The 14,456-nt window shown below is 58.7% G+C and carries 14 protein-coding genes; 11 read left to right on the plus strand and 3 right to left on the minus strand.

From position 1 onward, the window contains the following. Positions 1 to 187: 187 nt before the first annotated feature. Complete coding sequence (locus IEX77_RS08185) at positions 188 to 1,441, minus strand: DUF2851 family protein (RefSeq protein WP_188808490.1); 1,254 nt, start codon at positions 1,439 to 1,441, stop codon at positions 188 to 190. Positions 1,442 to 1,475: 34 nt separating this feature from the next. After that, positions 1,476 to 1,928, minus strand: coding sequence for a type I restriction enzyme HsdR N-terminal domain-containing protein (locus IEX77_RS08190; RefSeq protein ID WP_188808491.1), 453 nt, complete (start codon positions 1,926 to 1,928; stop codon positions 1,476 to 1,478). 64 nt (positions 1,929 to 1,992) lie between these two features. Between IEX77_RS08190 and holA the strand changes: the two genes are divergently transcribed. The 10 genes from holA to rpsA all read left to right on the plus strand — a co-directional run bounded on the left by holA (position 1,993) and on the right by rpsA (position 12,332). Next, positions 1,993 to 2,997 (plus strand): DNA polymerase III subunit delta, encoded by a 1,005-nt coding sequence (gene holA / locus IEX77_RS08195; RefSeq protein WP_188808492.1) that lies wholly within the window; start codon positions 1,993 to 1,995, stop codon positions 2,995 to 2,997. 2 nt (positions 2,998 to 2,999) lie between these two features. Further along, positions 3,000 to 5,270, plus strand: a complete 2,271-nt coding sequence (locus IEX77_RS08200) for a helix-turn-helix domain-containing protein (RefSeq protein ID WP_188808493.1) — start codon at positions 3,000 to 3,002, stop codon at positions 5,268 to 5,270. Between the two features lie 90 nt (positions 5,271 to 5,360). Beyond that, the gene (locus IEX77_RS08205) at positions 5,361 to 5,975 is read left to right on the plus strand and encodes a DUF4254 domain-containing protein (protein ID WP_188808494.1); all 615 of its coding nucleotides are present in this window, start codon (positions 5,361 to 5,363) and stop codon (positions 5,973 to 5,975) included. A gap of 24 nt (positions 5,976 to 5,999) precedes the next feature. Beyond that, entirely contained in the window at positions 6,000 to 7,067 is a 1,068-nt protein-coding gene (locus IEX77_RS08210; protein WP_188808495.1) for a glycosyltransferase family 9 protein, read from the plus strand. 30 nt (positions 7,068 to 7,097) lie between these two features. Then, complete coding sequence (locus IEX77_RS08215) at positions 7,098 to 7,616, plus strand: S4 domain-containing protein (RefSeq protein WP_188808496.1); 519 nt, start codon at positions 7,098 to 7,100, stop codon at positions 7,614 to 7,616. A gap of 53 nt (positions 7,617 to 7,669) precedes the next feature. Continuing rightward, positions 7,670 to 8,218, plus strand: a complete 549-nt coding sequence (locus IEX77_RS08220; protein ID WP_188808497.1) for a histidine phosphatase family protein — start codon at positions 7,670 to 7,672, stop codon at positions 8,216 to 8,218. Positions 8,219 to 8,374: 156 nt separating this feature from the next. Further along, positions 8,375 to 8,860, plus strand: coding sequence for a ferritin (locus tag IEX77_RS08225; RefSeq protein WP_188808498.1), 486 nt, complete (start codon positions 8,375 to 8,377; stop codon positions 8,858 to 8,860). Between the two features lie 270 nt (positions 8,861 to 9,130). Then, the gene (locus IEX77_RS08230) at positions 9,131 to 9,703 is read left to right on the plus strand and encodes a hypothetical protein (protein WP_188808499.1); all 573 of its coding nucleotides are present in this window, start codon (positions 9,131 to 9,133) and stop codon (positions 9,701 to 9,703) included. A gap of 70 nt (positions 9,704 to 9,773) precedes the next feature. Beyond that, positions 9,774 to 10,262, plus strand: a complete 489-nt coding sequence (locus IEX77_RS08235; protein ID WP_188808500.1) for a hypothetical protein — start codon at positions 9,774 to 9,776, stop codon at positions 10,260 to 10,262. Positions 10,263 to 10,538: 276 nt separating this feature from the next. Beyond that, complete coding sequence (gene rpsA / locus IEX77_RS08240) at positions 10,539 to 12,332, plus strand: 30S ribosomal protein S1 (protein WP_188808501.1); 1,794 nt, start codon at positions 10,539 to 10,541, stop codon at positions 12,330 to 12,332. Between the two features lie 106 nt (positions 12,333 to 12,438). On the opposite strand, the gene IEX77_RS08245 is transcribed toward rpsA, so the two are convergent. Then, positions 12,439 to 13,413, minus strand: coding sequence for an endonuclease/exonuclease/phosphatase family protein (locus tag IEX77_RS08245; RefSeq protein ID WP_188808502.1), 975 nt, complete (start codon positions 13,411 to 13,413; stop codon positions 12,439 to 12,441). Positions 13,414 to 13,949: 536 nt separating this feature from the next. Between IEX77_RS08245 and IEX77_RS08250 the strand changes: the two genes are divergently transcribed. Further along, positions 13,950 to 14,453 carry a DUF4199 domain-containing protein gene (locus IEX77_RS08250; protein WP_188808503.1) on the plus strand — a complete coding sequence of 168 codons (504 nt, stop codon included), beginning with the start codon at positions 13,950 to 13,952 and terminating at the stop codon, positions 14,451 to 14,453. Positions 14,454 to 14,456 lie beyond the last annotated feature (3 nt).

Here is a 14,456-nt window from a genome sequence, read left to right on the forward strand (position 1 = left end):
ACGTACGTGGCTCTAATATCTACGTACGTGGCTATTTAGATTTACGCACCAGGTCTTTAAGACTACGTGCATAGACAGAGGAAAAGTACTACGGGAAGGCGCTTTTTCCCGCGCAAAAACAGCACTTTTTCCTCCGCTATATAAGAGGAATACGCGCGATAAGGCGAAGGTAGCGCCTTAGCGAGGATCAAGTCAAGCAAGAAGAAGGCGAGATGGAGAGGGGACAGCGATGACACCTCTGAGGGGTGCAGTAGTCGGCGTGAAGCTGAAGAAGGGCCTGCGACTCCTGAGCAGAGCGTGCGGTGAGACCGGCTTCGGCGAAGAGTCGGGTCACGTGATTCGTCTCCGCAGGGAGCTTGTCGAGGCGCAGCTCTTCGCCCACCGGCTCCCCTACCCGCTGGTAGTGGGCACGCCAGGCCTCACGATAGGGCACGAGGACGTTGATAGCGATATGTGCGACGGCTTCCTCGGAGAGCATCCCGCTCCCTCGCCACTTCCCACCGCAGTAGTGTGCAGGGAGGGGATGGCGCAAGAGGGTCATCAGCGCCTCCATGCTCGGCATCTCAGGGAAGACACTCCCCCAGAGCGGAGTATGCACGATGAGTGTGGCGAGCTGGAGGAGGCGATACTCGGGGAGGCCCGTGGGGCGAGTTCGTGCCCGACGGAAAGTGCCTTGCGGAAGAGGCGTCAAGCCATACTTATGGGCGAGGAAGGCGTATTCTCGCTGACGCTCCTCACGGAGCGCTTCGTCGGGGAGGTAGTCGATGAGGCCTGCCGAGCCGAGGAGGAGTGCCTCGACCTGCGGGAGCTGGTCGCGATGCTTGAGAAGGAGATGCAGGGGCAGGGCAAAGGCCAGGCGCTCCATCGCATCGCCATTTAGCCCAAAGCCCAGCGCACGGAGGAAGAGTGCATAGAGGGCCTGCGCCCAGTCGCCTTCGCTCCGCTCAAGGAGCTGACGCACGGCCGCGACCTTGCGGGAGAGGCGGCTGCGCGAGAGACAGGAGAGCCACATACGGCGCTCTTCTTCGGGGACGGATGCGAGGTGGTCTGCGCAGGGAAGCTTCGCCTCTGCAGAGAGCAAAGCAGCAGCCTCGGGGCGAAGCTCTTCGGGCACCATCAAGAGGCAGGTAGGTAGTGCCTCACCCGAGGGATAGCGGACGGGGCGATTATCCTGCTCTACGACGTGGAGGATGACGGATCGGTAGGCGGGGTCGGTATCGTGATGATGCTGGTGCCATTCGCTCGAGGCGTGGTGGATCTCCACCGCCCCCACCCAGAGGAGGTCATCGATCCGCACCTTGGCGGCGAAGAAGTCGGGGCCAGCATGCACATTGAGTACCCCAGGGTCAAGGACCTCAATGCGGGCACCAGCAAGAGCGCCCTGAGGGATCAGCTCCGTATAGCGGCGGTGCGCCCATATATAATGTAGGAAGGCTTCCATGGTGTGTCGGTATTAGGCGGTAGGGGAAGCTCCGTCACTCTAAGCTGTCATAGGAGGGGAATTCGGAGAGGAAGGTATAGCTCATCGTGTCGTAGTCAATACGGCAGACGAGATGGTCGAGGCCGTTGCTCAGGACGAGGTATGGCACGCGCAGGACATAGTTGTAGCGGACGATCTGCTGCAGCACGGTCTCTGTCAGTGCGACGTGGGGAGCCTTGTACTCGAGGATCATCTGCGGGCGGAGCACCTTGTCGTAGAGGAGGGTGTCGCATCGCTTCGAGGTCTCTCCGAGGCGCAGTGCCACTTCATTCTGCATCAAGGGCTGGGGATAGCCTAAGACATCGATAAGATAATGGACGAAGTGCTGGCGTACCCACTCCTCGGGCGTGAGGCGGACGAACTTACGCCGCAGCTCATCATAGACATAGGGCTTGCCCTCACGCTGCTCCAGACGCAGGCGACACTTCGGCAGGTTTAGCTCGATCATGCTTATCTTTGTAGAGAGTACTTCATTGGGCTCATACCCACGAAAGTACATAAATATAGTATAGATGCCCACGTACGACGAGATCATCCGTTCGCTCAAGCAACGCAAACCCCAGCGGGTCTACCTGCTCGCTGGAGACGAACCCCTCTTCATAGACCAGATAGCCTCCTTTGCGGCCAAGGAACTGATTCCCGCCGAGGAGCAGGACTTCAATCAGAGTATCCTCTATGGTGCTGAGGTCAATGCCCGCACGATACTCCTCGAAGCCCTGCGCTTCCCTATGATGGGCTCGCAGGTCCTCGTCTTGGTGCGCGAAGCCCAGCAGGTGCGCGACCTCGACACCCTCGCTGCCCACCTCGATGAGCTCCCCGAGAGTACGTGCCTCATCCTCTGCTACAAGAAGAAGGCCGACAAGCGCAAGGCGCTCTATAAGGCCATCAGCGAGCGAGGGGGCTTCTTCGAGTCCACGAAGATGTACGACTCGAAGATCCCCGACTTCATCATCAAGAGCTTCGCCGCACGCCAGCTTGATATCGACCCACGCACGGCCCATCTGATGGCCGACAGCACGGGGAATGATCTGGAGAAGATCCTCAACGAAGTCGAGAAGATCGCCCTTGCCCTCTCCGAGAAGGGCACCCGCACCGTCACCCCCGAGGTCATCGAATACTACATCGGCGTGAGCAAGGAGTACAACAACTTCGAGCTACTCACGGCACTCATCCGCCGTGACGCTGCCCGTGCCTACCGCATCGCCTTGTACTTCGCCTCCGACGAGCGCAACCATCCCATCCAGATGACGCTCTCCACGCTCTTCGGCTTCTTCTCGAACCTCATGGCGGTCTACTACATCGCCCAGCCCAACGAGCGGAGCATCGCCTCCCTCCTCGGCGTGCAGCCCTTCGTCGCCCGCGACTACGATCTGGCACGTCGAGGCTACTCGGCCGCACAGACCTTCGCCATCATCCACCAGATACGCCTCATCGACGCTTACTCGAAGGGGGTAGATGCCAACATCCCTACGAGCCAGCTCTACTCTGAGCTCGTGTCACGTATCTTGGCCGCCTAAGCATGCAGCGCAAAGAGTACCTTCAGGCCTTCATCGCCCATACCAACCGCAACATCTTCCTCACGGGGAAGGCCGGCACGGGGAAGACGACCCTACTACATTATATCAAGGAGCACACCTACAAGAGCTGCGTCATCGCCGCTCCCACGGGTATCGCCGCCCTCAATGCAGGTGGTACGACCCTCCACTCCCTTCTACAGCTCCCTATCGGCACCTTCATCCCCGACTCCATGGCCCAGCTCCCGTCGACGCCCAATCAGCTACTGGTCACGCCACGGGACTTCCGCCGACACATCCATCTGCAGGAGCGTAAGATCCGCCTCCTCCGAGCCCTCGAGCTGCTGGTCATCGACGAGGTGAGTATGCTCCGTGCCGACACACTCGACCTCATCGACCTCCTCCTGCGTAGCGTCCGTAGAAGCCCGCTACCCTTCGGCGGTGTGCAGGTGCTCTTCATCGGCGACCTGATGCAGCTCCCACCCGTGGTCAAGCCACAGGAGTGGGACGTACTGCGCCAGTACTACCCCAGCCTCTTCTTCTTCCACGCACACGTCCTGCAGAAGTATCCCCCGCTCTATATCGAGCTCACTCACGTCTACCGCCAGCAGGATGCCGGCTTCATCGACCTCCTGAACCACCTGCGCTACAGCGCCCTCACCCCCGAGGATATGCAGTGGCTCCGTGGACGTATCAACCTCGCCTTCGATCCCATCAAGAGCGAGGGCTACGTGACGCTGACGACGCACAATGCCCGTGCTGACGAGATCAACCGCAAGGCTCTCGAGGCCCTCCCTGGGGCATACCAAGACTATCACGCCAGCATCGCAGGGGACTTCCCCGACCACCTCTACCCCATCGAGCCTATGCTCCGCCTGAAGGTCGGCGCGCGCGTCATGCTCATCAAGAACGACCTCCAGCAGCCCCGCCGCTTCTACAATGGCATGCTCGCTACCGTCGAGGAGATGACCGAAAAGAAGCTCATCGTGCGGCTGGAGAATGGCGAACTCCTCGACGTACCCGCCTACAGCTGGGAGAATGCCCGCTACCGCCTCAACGAGGACACGGGCGATACCGAACCCGACATCCAGGGCGTCTTCAAGCACTTCCCTATCCGTCTGGCGTGGGCGATCACGATACATAAGAGTCAGGGGCTGACCTTCGACCGTGCAGCCATCGACCTCGAGGCCGTCTTCGCTTCGGGGCAAGCCTACGTAGCGCTCTCCCGTCTGAGAAGCCCCGAAGGCCTTGTCCTCCTCTCGCCCTTAGGCTCCGACACGCTCTCCGTACCGCCCGAGATCACGGGCTACGAAGCCACCCGAGCCAGCGACGAGGAGCTACGTCAGTGCCTCATCGCCGATAAGCTCAGCTATTGGCTCCAGCAGGCTGTCCAAGCCTTCAGCTGGAGCGACGTCGCCGACCTCTACCGCCAGCACGCCTACAGCTACCGCATGGAGAGCGAGCGTAGTCAGAAGAGCCGCTTCGGGGACTGGGCGCATGAGCAGGCCTTCAAGGTCGATGAGCTGCGTCAGGTAGCCGACCGCTTCGTCCAGCAGCTCCACGGCCTCTTCGCCGAAGGGGAATCTGCCCTTCCCACCATCGCTGAGCGCACCCGTAAGGCCTTCGCCTACTTCCTCCCCCGCTGGACAGAAGTCTTCGTGAGCCTGCTCGAGACCCAGCGTGATGCCCGTGGTATGAAGAAGGTGAAGGAGTTCATCGCCGAGCTCGACCTCCTCTATGCCGAGACCGTACGCCTGATGCGCGGCCTCATACGCATCGAGAGCTGTACACAGGCACTCGCTACGGGCGAGCCACTCCATCGTGACGACCTCCAGATAGATGAGCGCCTCGGCAAGTGGCTCCAAGCCGCAAAGGCCGAGGTCAAGACGCCCTACATCGTACCCGACAGCGGTGCGCCTTCCACCAAAACCAAGAGCAAGAAGAAGACCGCCGAGCGAGAGCCCCGTGTGAGTACACAGGAGCAGACGTGCCACCTCATCCGCGAAGGGAAGACCGTACTCGAGGTAGCCAGCATCCGTAAGCTCAACGTCGGCACCATCTACGGGCATATCACGCAGCTTCTCGAGAAGGGCCTCCTCACAGAGCAAGAAGCAGGTATCGACAGCCGTCAGCTCGACGAGCTCGCGCCACTCTTCGCCAAGATGGGTGATGAGGCGGGGCTGAAGGACATCCACGAAGCCCTCAAGGGTCGCCTTGACTACTACGAACTGCGCCTCTACCTCACCGCCTTCCGACAGCATCGGACCCGCCGATAGAGGTAAGTCGGAGTCCATTAGGACAATACACCTTTTTCATTATCTTTGATAGGCGCTACACCTGACACTAATAAGGCGCTCAGATAAGATATGAAGCAGTTCAGCCAATTAGCTATCCGCATCTTCCAGGAAGCTATCCAAGCCTACGAGCTACGAGGCAGCGTGGACACACCCTGCACAGGCAACCCCTACCCCGAGCACACGATCGAGCATGACCTCTTCCGCAAGAACTGGATCGACAACGCCCAGTGGTGCCTCGAGGACATCATCCGCGACCCCGAGATCGACCCCGTCGAAGCGCTGAAGATCAAGCGCCGTATCGACCGCAGCAACCAAGAGCGCACCGACCTCGTAGAGCTCATCGACAGCTTCTTCTACACCCACTTCGCGGATGTGAAGTCCCTCCCCGATGCCAAGATCAACACCGAGAGCCCCGCTTGGGCTATCGACCGTCTCTCCATCCTCGCGCTGAAGATCTACAATATGAACAAGGCCGTCCAGCAGGCTGGCTCCGACGAAGCACTCCGTGAGAAGTGCGCCTCCAAGCTCCGCACCCTACGCGAGCAAGAGGTTGACCTCACGACAGCTATCAACGAGCTCCTCGAGGACATCGCCGCTGGTCGTAAGTACATGAAGGTCTACAAGCAGATGAAGATGTACAACGACCCCGAGCTCAACCCTATGCTCAAGGGTCAGACCTTGTAGTCTCACCACTCCTACCCGCTATCTGTGGCCCGCTACCTCATCATCCGCCTCTCTGCCATGGGCGACGTGGCGATGCTCATCCCCCTGCTCTACGCCGTAGCACGTGCCAACGAGCAGCATGAGTTCATCCTGCTCACCCAGCCGTTCTTCACGGAGCTCCTCCTCGATGCCCCCGACAATGTCGAGGGGATGGCTATCGACATCCGTCGTGGCGAGGAGCGTAGCTTCCTCGGACTGCTGCGCTATGCTCGGCGCCTAAGGCATGAGCACTTCGATGCGGTACTGGATCTGCACGACGTACTGCGCACCAAGGTACTCCGCTCGATCCTCCGACTGACGGGCGTACCCACGCAGCACCTCATCAAGCCCCGTGAGGGGCGACGCCGCCTCGTCGCCGACAGTGCGACGAAGGATCTCACGCCGCTGCCGCCGATGTGGAGCCTCTATCAGCAGGTCTTCCGCTCGGCGGGGCTGAGCGTCCCCGAGGCCATCCCTCCAGTGGCCATCCACCCCAGCCTCCGTGCGACCTTCGAGCGGCTCCACCCCGAGCTGACTCAGCCTACGCCTGGACGCCTGCGTCTCGGCATAGCTCCCTTCGCCTCGACACGGGCGAAGACCTACGACCCCGCTCTGATGCAGGAGGCACTCCGCCTCATCGAGGAGAGCGAGCGCTTCGAGATCTTCCTCTTCGGTAGCCGTGGCAAGGAGCAAGCGCAGATAGAGCAGTGGGCTACGAACCGCCCTCATGTCCACTCCGTCGCTGGGCGGCTTGACCTCTCAGACGAGCTCATCCTCATCGCTTCGATGGACGCTATGATCTCGATGGACAGCGCGAATATGCACCTGGCGTCCATGGTCGGCACGCGTGTCTTCTCCGTCTGGTGCTGCACACATCCCGCAGCTGGATTCCTCGGTATAGGCCAGCGCCTGGAGGATTGTCTACAGCCCGAGGATGCTCCTCGCCGTCCATGTAGTATCTTTGGGGACAATAAGCACTGCCACACGGGGCTCGACTTCGCTTGCTCAAGGGCACTTCGTCCCGAGCGCATCCTCGAGGCAGTCCTCACTCTCAGCGAAGGCGCAGCTTCATAGCGCCACCCTTTTCCCGCCCTTTCTCCACGAATGAAACTACGTATCAATAAGCTGATCAGCGACGCTGGCCTGGGCTCTCGACGTGATGTCGAGGAGTATATCCGCCTCGGTCGCGTCAAGATCAACGGGCGTCGCGCCCAGCTCTCCGACCTTGTCTCGGAGACCGATGTCGTCTTCTTCGACGAAGTAGACCTCCCTGTCAAGGAGCTTATCCAAGAGCATGTCGCCGAGGAGAAGCTCCAGACCAAGCTCAAGAAGGATAGCGAGCGCCCTCGTACCCGCGACCGCCGCAGCGAGCGCGCCGAGAGCCAGCGCATCCTCTCCGCTCCGAAGAGCGCTGCTCTGCGCAAGACGAGCAAGAACAACCCAGAGAACAAGCGCACCCATAAGGCTCGCACTGAAGGCTGGGGCGACGAAGAAGAAGTCTTCGACGAACGACTCCTCCGCCACCACAATAGTGGCCGCCGCGGCAGTGCACGCAACACCCGCCCCGCTCGCTCTGAGCATCGCGGGCATGGTGGCAAGCGCCGCTCCTTCGACGAAGAGTAGTCCGCACGGCGTGCAGGCTTCACCTCTTCACGCTCTTATCCCCACACATCTTTATGCACGTATATATTGTACGCCACACGTCTGTCGTCCTCGACGGCAATGAGACGTGCTACGGCGATATGGACATCGACGTACGCCCCACCTTCGAGGAGGAGGCCAGCGTCACACGCGCCGCACTCGAAGGTCTTAGCTTCGACGGCGTCTTCTCCTCGCCCCTACAGCGCGCCCGCAAGCTCGCGGACTTCTGTGGCTACGGCTTCGCCACCCTCGATGACCGACTGAAGGAGATGAACTTCGGCCATTGGGAGGGTCAGCCTTGGGCCGAGATCATCAAGGACGAGCCTGTGGATCAGTTCTTCGCCCGCTACATCGAAGGCGTCCCTCCTGGCGGTGAGTCGCTGATGATGCAGTATGCTCGCGTGCGGGACTTCCTCCTCGAGAAGCGTCGTGAGGGCTATAAGCAGATCCTCGTCTTCTGCCACGGCGGCGTCATCAACTGCGCCCGTGCGATCACTGGTGAGGTGCGCCTCGTCGATGCCTTCGCTACCCTCCCCGGCTTCGGCTCCGTCACACGCCTCGACTTCACCCATCTCGAGGACTAATCGACATCACGAAGGACACGGAGCGAACAATTATGCCCTGTATCTTGTAGTTATATAAATAGGGATCCCGTGGGTACGCATACCCGATGGGGCTTCCCATACAGACAAGACGCAAGACCCGCTATTTACTATTATCACTTCTACATAAACAAGACAATGAAATTCTCAGAAAGAATGCAGTCTGCTATCAATGAGCAGATCAACTTAGAGATGTTCTCCGCGAACACCTACCTCTCTATGTCCACTTACTTCGCTCAGCAGGGCCTCGACGGCTTCGCTCACTGGTACTATATGCAGTACAAGGAGGAGCTGACTCACGCCGAAGACATGATGCGCTACGTCATCACGCGCGGTGGCAAGGTCGAGATCAAGGCTGTCGCTGCAGTAGAGACGGAGTTCAACTCTCCCCTGGAGATCGCTGAAAAGGCTTACCACCACGAATGCCTCGTCTCCGAGAAGATCGAAGGCCTCGTGCGCATCGCTTCTGAAGAGAAGGATATGCCTTCGCAGGACTTCTTCTGGAAGTACATCCGCGAGCAGGTCGAAGAAGAAGCTAACGCTACGAACCTCATCGAACGCGTCCGCATGGCTGAGGGTGCTGCTATCCTCTTCCTCGACAAGGAGCTCGCTGCACGCCAGTAATTCCTTCGTCCCCCTAACGACGAGCCGCCAAGTCACCCCGCCGGGGTACTTGGCGGCTCGTCTGCTTTATACAGTGACCGCTCAGAGGGGTAAAACGAACCAGTACTGGTCACCGCTCCGAGCAGTACTGGTCACGATGCGAAGTAGTACTGGTCACCATGAGCTACCAGTACTGGTCCACTCAGTGACCAGTACTGGTACGAAATCCCTCCCCTGCGGGAAGCTTACCCGACCCGCAGTACTAAGGCTATTTCGCCTATATTTGCAGCCATGAAAAAGATATTACTCTCTCTTATCCTCCTCGCTTGCCTCGGGGTCAGCCAGCGCGCCACTGCGCAGAACGAAGACCGCGTACACTCCGCCACCGTCGTCGAGCTCGGCCTACATAGCCGCTTAGCCTACCACCAAGCCCTACCACTGGGACTGGTGGCGAGCGCACACGCCGGCTACGAGCTCCACACCAACCCCGTCGGCTTCCTCGACAAGGAGAATAGTGCTCCCCTCGAGTACACCTTCCCGATGCTTCTCCCCACGGCGGGCATTGAGCTTCGCTGGTACACAGGGCGTGAGAAGAGCCAAGAGGAAATCAATAGCGGGCTCTATGTCGTGGCAGGTGGTGACGTGCAGACGCGCACCGCAGGCGTCGTCTTCAACCGCCTCTACCGCGGTCCGTGGCGCTATCGCTACGGAGCAAAGGCAGGCCTCGGCCTTGTGTCCGTCCTCGGCGATGTCATCTACGCCAAGATCGAGATCGGCGGACGCTATAGCAGCCCCTTCCTCGGGAGCCAAGGCAGCGAGTACTTCGCCCCCTACGGCGACATCGGGATCGGTATCAAGCTGTAGACGGCTGAGGAAGGACTTGATATGAAAGCTCTACCTTTGATCGTTTCGCTTATAGAGTAGCACGATCATTATGAAAGCAAATAAGATCCTCCTTGGCTTAGCACTAAGCCTCTCCGCCTTGACAGCTTGCGGTGGCGGACAGAGCGAGCAGTCCGCGCAGGATAGCACCGCTCAGCCCTCTGCCAGCGTCGTGGCCAACCCCGACAGCCTTCCCTACCGCATCGCAGAGAACTACTTTGCAGCTCAGGACTCCCTACCTGCGACCCTCACGAGCGAAGAGGGGCTGAATCGTCACCTCGGTATGGCTACGACCATGGCGGACAAGCCCACCGAGATCGACTGGCAGCGTGAGTTCGTCATCCCCGTCGTCCTCCCTGCTACGACGATCTCCACGGAGATCCTCCCCGTACGCTTGAAGAAGGACGCCGAGGGCAACCTTGTCCTCACCTACAAGGTGCAGCGTGGCGAAGACATGAAGACCGCTGAGATACGCCCCTTCACCGCGATCATCGTATCGCGTGACTTCCTCGCTCCTGTACGCCTCGAGGAAGTGCAGTAACCTCCTTATTACCTATTGAATAGGGCATACGCAGCCCCGCTTCCGAGCCTTCGGGAGCGGGGCTGCGTGCGTCTATACAGCCGGCTCTCGGTGGGGCAGTCGCAGAGTGTATGAAAAAAGACAGTGACAGTGGGGGATAAGTACGTGACTTTTTCGTACATTTGCGCTGACTTTTGCGGGGGTAGTGCATCGCTTGATGTCCACTTTGCTGGGTCACAAGTCATGTGCTATGCACCAGCAGAAGCACTCGTGTGTAATTCATAGTAAGTTTAACAAATGGAAAATTTGAAAGAGATCAAGCCCATCGCGGACTTCAACTGGGATGAGTTTGAGAAGGGAGAGATAGCGTGCTCTGCTTCTCGTCAGGAGCAGGAAGCCGCTTATGATGGCACCCTGAACAACGTTAAGGATCAGGAGATCGTCATCGGTACGGTTACCAAGATTGGTAAGCGCGAAGTACTCGTCAACATCGGCTTCAAGAGCGAAGGTGCGATCAACTCAGCTGAGTTCCGCTACAATCCTGACCTCCAGGTAGGCGACAAGGTCGAGGTCTTCATCGAATCACAGGAAGACAAGAAGGGACAGCTCGTCCTCTCACACCGTCAGGCACGTGTCGCTCGCTCATGGGATCGTATCAACGAAGCCCTCGAGAAGGACGAAGTGGTACGCGGCTACGTCAAGTGCCGCACGAAGGGTGGTATGATCGTCGATATCTTCGGTATCGAGGCCTTCCTCCCTGGCTCACAGATCGACGTCCGTCCTATCCGCGACTACGATGCTTATGTCGACAAGACCATGGAGTTCAAGATCGTCAAGATCAACCAGGACTTCAAGAACGTCGTCGTATCGCATAAGATCCTCATCGAAGCTGAACTCGAAGCTCAGAAGGCTGAGATCATCAGCAAGCTTGAGAAGGGTCAGGTCCTCGAAGGGGTCGTCAAGAACATCACCTCTTACGGTGCCTTCATCGACCTCGGTGGTATCGATGGTCTCGTCCACATCACCGACCTCTCTTGGGGCCGTGTATCTCACCCCAGCGAAGTTGTTAGCCTCGACCAGAAGCTCAACGTCGTTATCCTCGAGTTCGACGAAGCTAAGAAGCGCATCGCTCTTGGTATCAAGCAGCTCCAGCCACATCCCTGGGATAGCCTCGACCCTAACCTCAAGGTGGGCGACAAGATCAAGGGTAAGGTCGTTGTCCTCGCTGACTACGGTGCATTCATCGAAGTTGCTCCTGGCGTAGAAGGTCTCGTCCACATCTCTGAAATGTCTTGGACGCAGCACGTCCGCTCGGCTCAGGAACTCCTGAAGGTCGGCGACGAAGTCGAAGCTGTCATCCTCTCTCTCGACCGCGAAGAGCGTAAGATGAGCCTCGGTCTCAAGCAGCTCAAGGAAGATCCATGGGAAAACATCGACAAGCGCTTCCCCATCGGCTCTCGCCACACGGCTAAGGTCCGCAACTTCACCAACTTCGGTGTCTTCGTAGAGATCGAAGAAGGTATCGATGGTCTTGTACACATCTCCGACCTCTCTTGGACGAAGAAGATCAAGCACCCCAACGAGTTCACGGAAGTCGGTGCTCCTCTGGAGATCGTCGTCCTCGAAATCGACAAGGAAAACCGTCGTCTCTCTCTCGGCCACAAGCAGCTTGAAGAGAACCCCTGGAACGCCTTCGAAGCTGACTACCGCGTAGGTACGATCCACGAAGGTACGATCCGCGAATTCGTAGAGAAGGGCGCTGTCATCTCTCTCCCCGAAGGTATCGAAGCATTCGCTACGCCTAAGCACCTGGTCAAGGCCGATGGTACGCAGGCTGTCAAGGGCGAAACGCTCCCCTTCAAGGTCATCGAATTCAACAAGGATTCTCGCCGCATCATCGTCTCTCACAGCCGCACCTTCGAAGACGAAGCTAAGGCTGAAGCTCGTGCAAGCGAGCGTGCAGAGCGCGCTGACCGTCAGGCTCGCCACCAGGATGCTGCCGCTGCCGTCGCTGCTACCAACGCTGCTACGGAGAAGGCTACCCTCGGTGACCTCGATGCACTGGCTGCCCTTAAGGAAAAGCTCTCCTAAGAGACGCTTCGCATAGCCTACCCATAAGGTAGGTGCAAAACAACGGACGCCCCGTCTTCCACTGTGGAAGGCGGGGCGTCTTCTTTATATCGCTGGGCGCTTAGGCCTATCGCTTCTGAGGCGCAGTGTGCTTGCGGGAGATATGGGCAGTGCCGCACTCGGCATCCCTATCATAGCTCAGGCGAGCAAAGACGGGATAGTGGTCGGAGGGAGCGCGACGCACGTGCTTCTTCAGGCGCACCTCGGCGGGGGCTTGGCTGCTCCCCTCTTCGGTAGCGTCCTCACGCTCCGTCCAGTAGCTATCGGTACGCACGGCATAGCGCAAGACACGGTAGTCAGGTGAGACGAAGATATGGTCGATACGGCTCGGCGTCTTCAGCTCGGTGTCGAAGGCATTGAACGTCCCGTTGGGCGCCAACTTACGCTCGGCGATAGCATACGAATCGCGAAGGAGGGCTGTCGAGGTCAGTAGGCCATAGACCTCATCGGTCTGGTCGACATTGAAGTCACCCGTGAGGATGTGAGAAGCACCCGCAGGCACGAGACTCCGGATACGGCTCATGACGAGGCGAGCGGACTCCATACGCGCCCGACGCCCGACGTGGTCGAGGTGGAGGTTGAAGAAGTACAGACGCTGATGAGTGCGCAGGTCTTCAAATTCGCCCCACGTACAGATACGGATGCAGGCAGCATCCCAGCCGAGGGCGGGGCGGTCGGGCGTCTCGCTGAGCCAGAAGTTACCCGAGCGGATCTTCTTCAAGCGCCCCTTGTGGTAGAAGATGGCGGAATACTCGCCTTCCTCACGCCCATCATCACGGGCGACACCGATGTAGTCGTATTCGGGAAGTCCTTTCAGAAGGTCATGGATCTGCCCGACCTTCGCCTCCTGCGTGCCGAAGATATCGGGGCTTTCGTAGGAGAGGATTTCGCAGATGACGGGGCAGCGCTGGCTCCAGCCATTGCCCTGCTTGGCGTCGGATTCATTCTGGTAGCGGACGTTGTACGTCCCGACGAGAAGCTCTTGGGCCTGCACACCGAGGACGGCGACGAGGCTAAGAGCGAGGGTGAATAGTCGCTTCATGCTGATTGATTCATGTATTCAGTGTGTATCTATACAAATATACGCCATTCACCAGACTGCTCTGCGACCCGCTCCTTGCGCACATCACTGCTCCTCCTCTGATTCTGGAGGCGTGACGACCTATATTGGTCACTGAGTCGACCTATATAGGTCCACGTCGCGACCAATATAGGTTCGTATGCGGACCAATAGTGGTTCACCCGCAGACCTATATAGGTTCATACTCCGATCCAATAGTGGTTCATACCACGAACCCATAGTACTTCCACTGCAAACCAATAGTGGTCGAAATAGGGGCGCTATATAAGTGCACGCTCTACCCCAAGTAAGTCACTGAAATATAGCGGGCTAATCGGAGTGCCTTTACCCTGCCCTTCCTCACACCACCAGCGAGGTACGATCAGGCGTAACTCACCGAGCGAGGAAGTCGTACCTCCCGCCCCTCCTCACCCTACCCCACAGGAATGCGCGGGAGAGGCTAAAGTCTGGATAACCACGAGAATAGTCGTACCTTTGCGCCCAAGAATAGATAACTGATGTCGACAACACCTCATCCCTCCCCCCTCATCCCATCGGCAGCACGTGCCGGCCTGACCTTCGGGCTCATCCTCGTCGTGATGTACACCGCCCGTATACTGAGCTTACAGGTACCCCTCCTACAGATTCTCTACTTCTTCGGGGTCATCATCGTGCCCATCGTGGCCTATCGTGGTGCCCGAGCTTATCGAGATTACTTCTACCCCACGGGGCCCTTCAAGGCTGGTCAAGGCTTCAGCTACGTCGTCCTCCTGCACGTCTTCGGCGGTATCTTGGCCTTCATCCCTCAGTACTTCTACTTCCGCTATGCGATGCCTGCGCTCCTGGCGGCTTGGGAAGAAGCCCTGCGCACGATGCCAGGGGCGACCGCTCAGATGCGTGAGATGATCCTGCAGATGCAGGGTATCACCCTCTGGCAGTGGCTCTGGACGGACTATTGCCTGACGATCATCCTGGGCGGGATCTGGGGCCTCATCACGGGGCTCATCCTACGTCGCAAATAAGAT

Source organism: Porphyromonas pasteri (assembly GCF_014647755.1).
Taxonomy (GTDB): domain Bacteria; phylum Bacteroidota; class Bacteroidia; order Bacteroidales; family Porphyromonadaceae; genus Porphyromonas; species Porphyromonas pasteri.

What these genes read in the sequence shown, in the direction of transcription:
- IEX77_RS08235 (WP_188808500.1), top strand. Translation starts at nt 9,774, where the DNA reads ATGAAAGCAAATAAGATCCTCCTTGGCTTAGCACTAAGCCTCTCCGCC.
- IEX77_RS08250 (WP_188808503.1), top strand. Translation starts at nt 13,950, where the DNA reads ATGTCGACAACACCTCATCCCTCCCCCCTCATCCCATCGGCAGCACGT.
- holA (WP_188808492.1), top strand. Translation starts at nt 1,993, where the DNA reads ATGCCCACGTACGACGAGATCATCCGTTCGCTCAAGCAACGCAAACCC.
- IEX77_RS08200 (WP_188808493.1), top strand. Translation starts at nt 3,000, where the DNA reads ATGCAGCGCAAAGAGTACCTTCAGGCCTTCATCGCCCATACCAACCGC.
- rpsA (WP_188808501.1), top strand. Translation starts at nt 10,539, where the DNA reads ATGGAAAATTTGAAAGAGATCAAGCCCATCGCGGACTTCAACTGGGAT.
- IEX77_RS08185 (WP_188808490.1), bottom strand. Translation starts at nt 1,441, where the DNA reads ATGGAAGCCTTCCTACATTATATATGGGCGCACCGCCGCTATACGGAG.
- IEX77_RS08230 (WP_188808499.1), top strand. Translation starts at nt 9,131, where the DNA reads ATGAAAAAGATATTACTCTCTCTTATCCTCCTCGCTTGCCTCGGGGTC.
- IEX77_RS08190 (WP_188808491.1), bottom strand. Translation starts at nt 1,928, where the DNA reads ATGATCGAGCTAAACCTGCCGAAGTGTCGCCTGCGTCTGGAGCAGCGT.
- IEX77_RS08205 (WP_188808494.1), top strand. Translation starts at nt 5,361, where the DNA reads ATGAAGCAGTTCAGCCAATTAGCTATCCGCATCTTCCAGGAAGCTATC.
- IEX77_RS08215 (WP_188808496.1), top strand. Translation starts at nt 7,098, where the DNA reads ATGAAACTACGTATCAATAAGCTGATCAGCGACGCTGGCCTGGGCTCT.
- IEX77_RS08245 (WP_188808502.1), bottom strand. Translation starts at nt 13,413, where the DNA reads ATGAAGCGACTATTCACCCTCGCTCTTAGCCTCGTCGCCGTCCTCGGT.
- IEX77_RS08225 (WP_188808498.1), top strand. Translation starts at nt 8,375, where the DNA reads ATGAAATTCTCAGAAAGAATGCAGTCTGCTATCAATGAGCAGATCAAC.
- IEX77_RS08220 (WP_188808497.1), top strand. Translation starts at nt 7,670, where the DNA reads ATGCACGTATATATTGTACGCCACACGTCTGTCGTCCTCGACGGCAAT.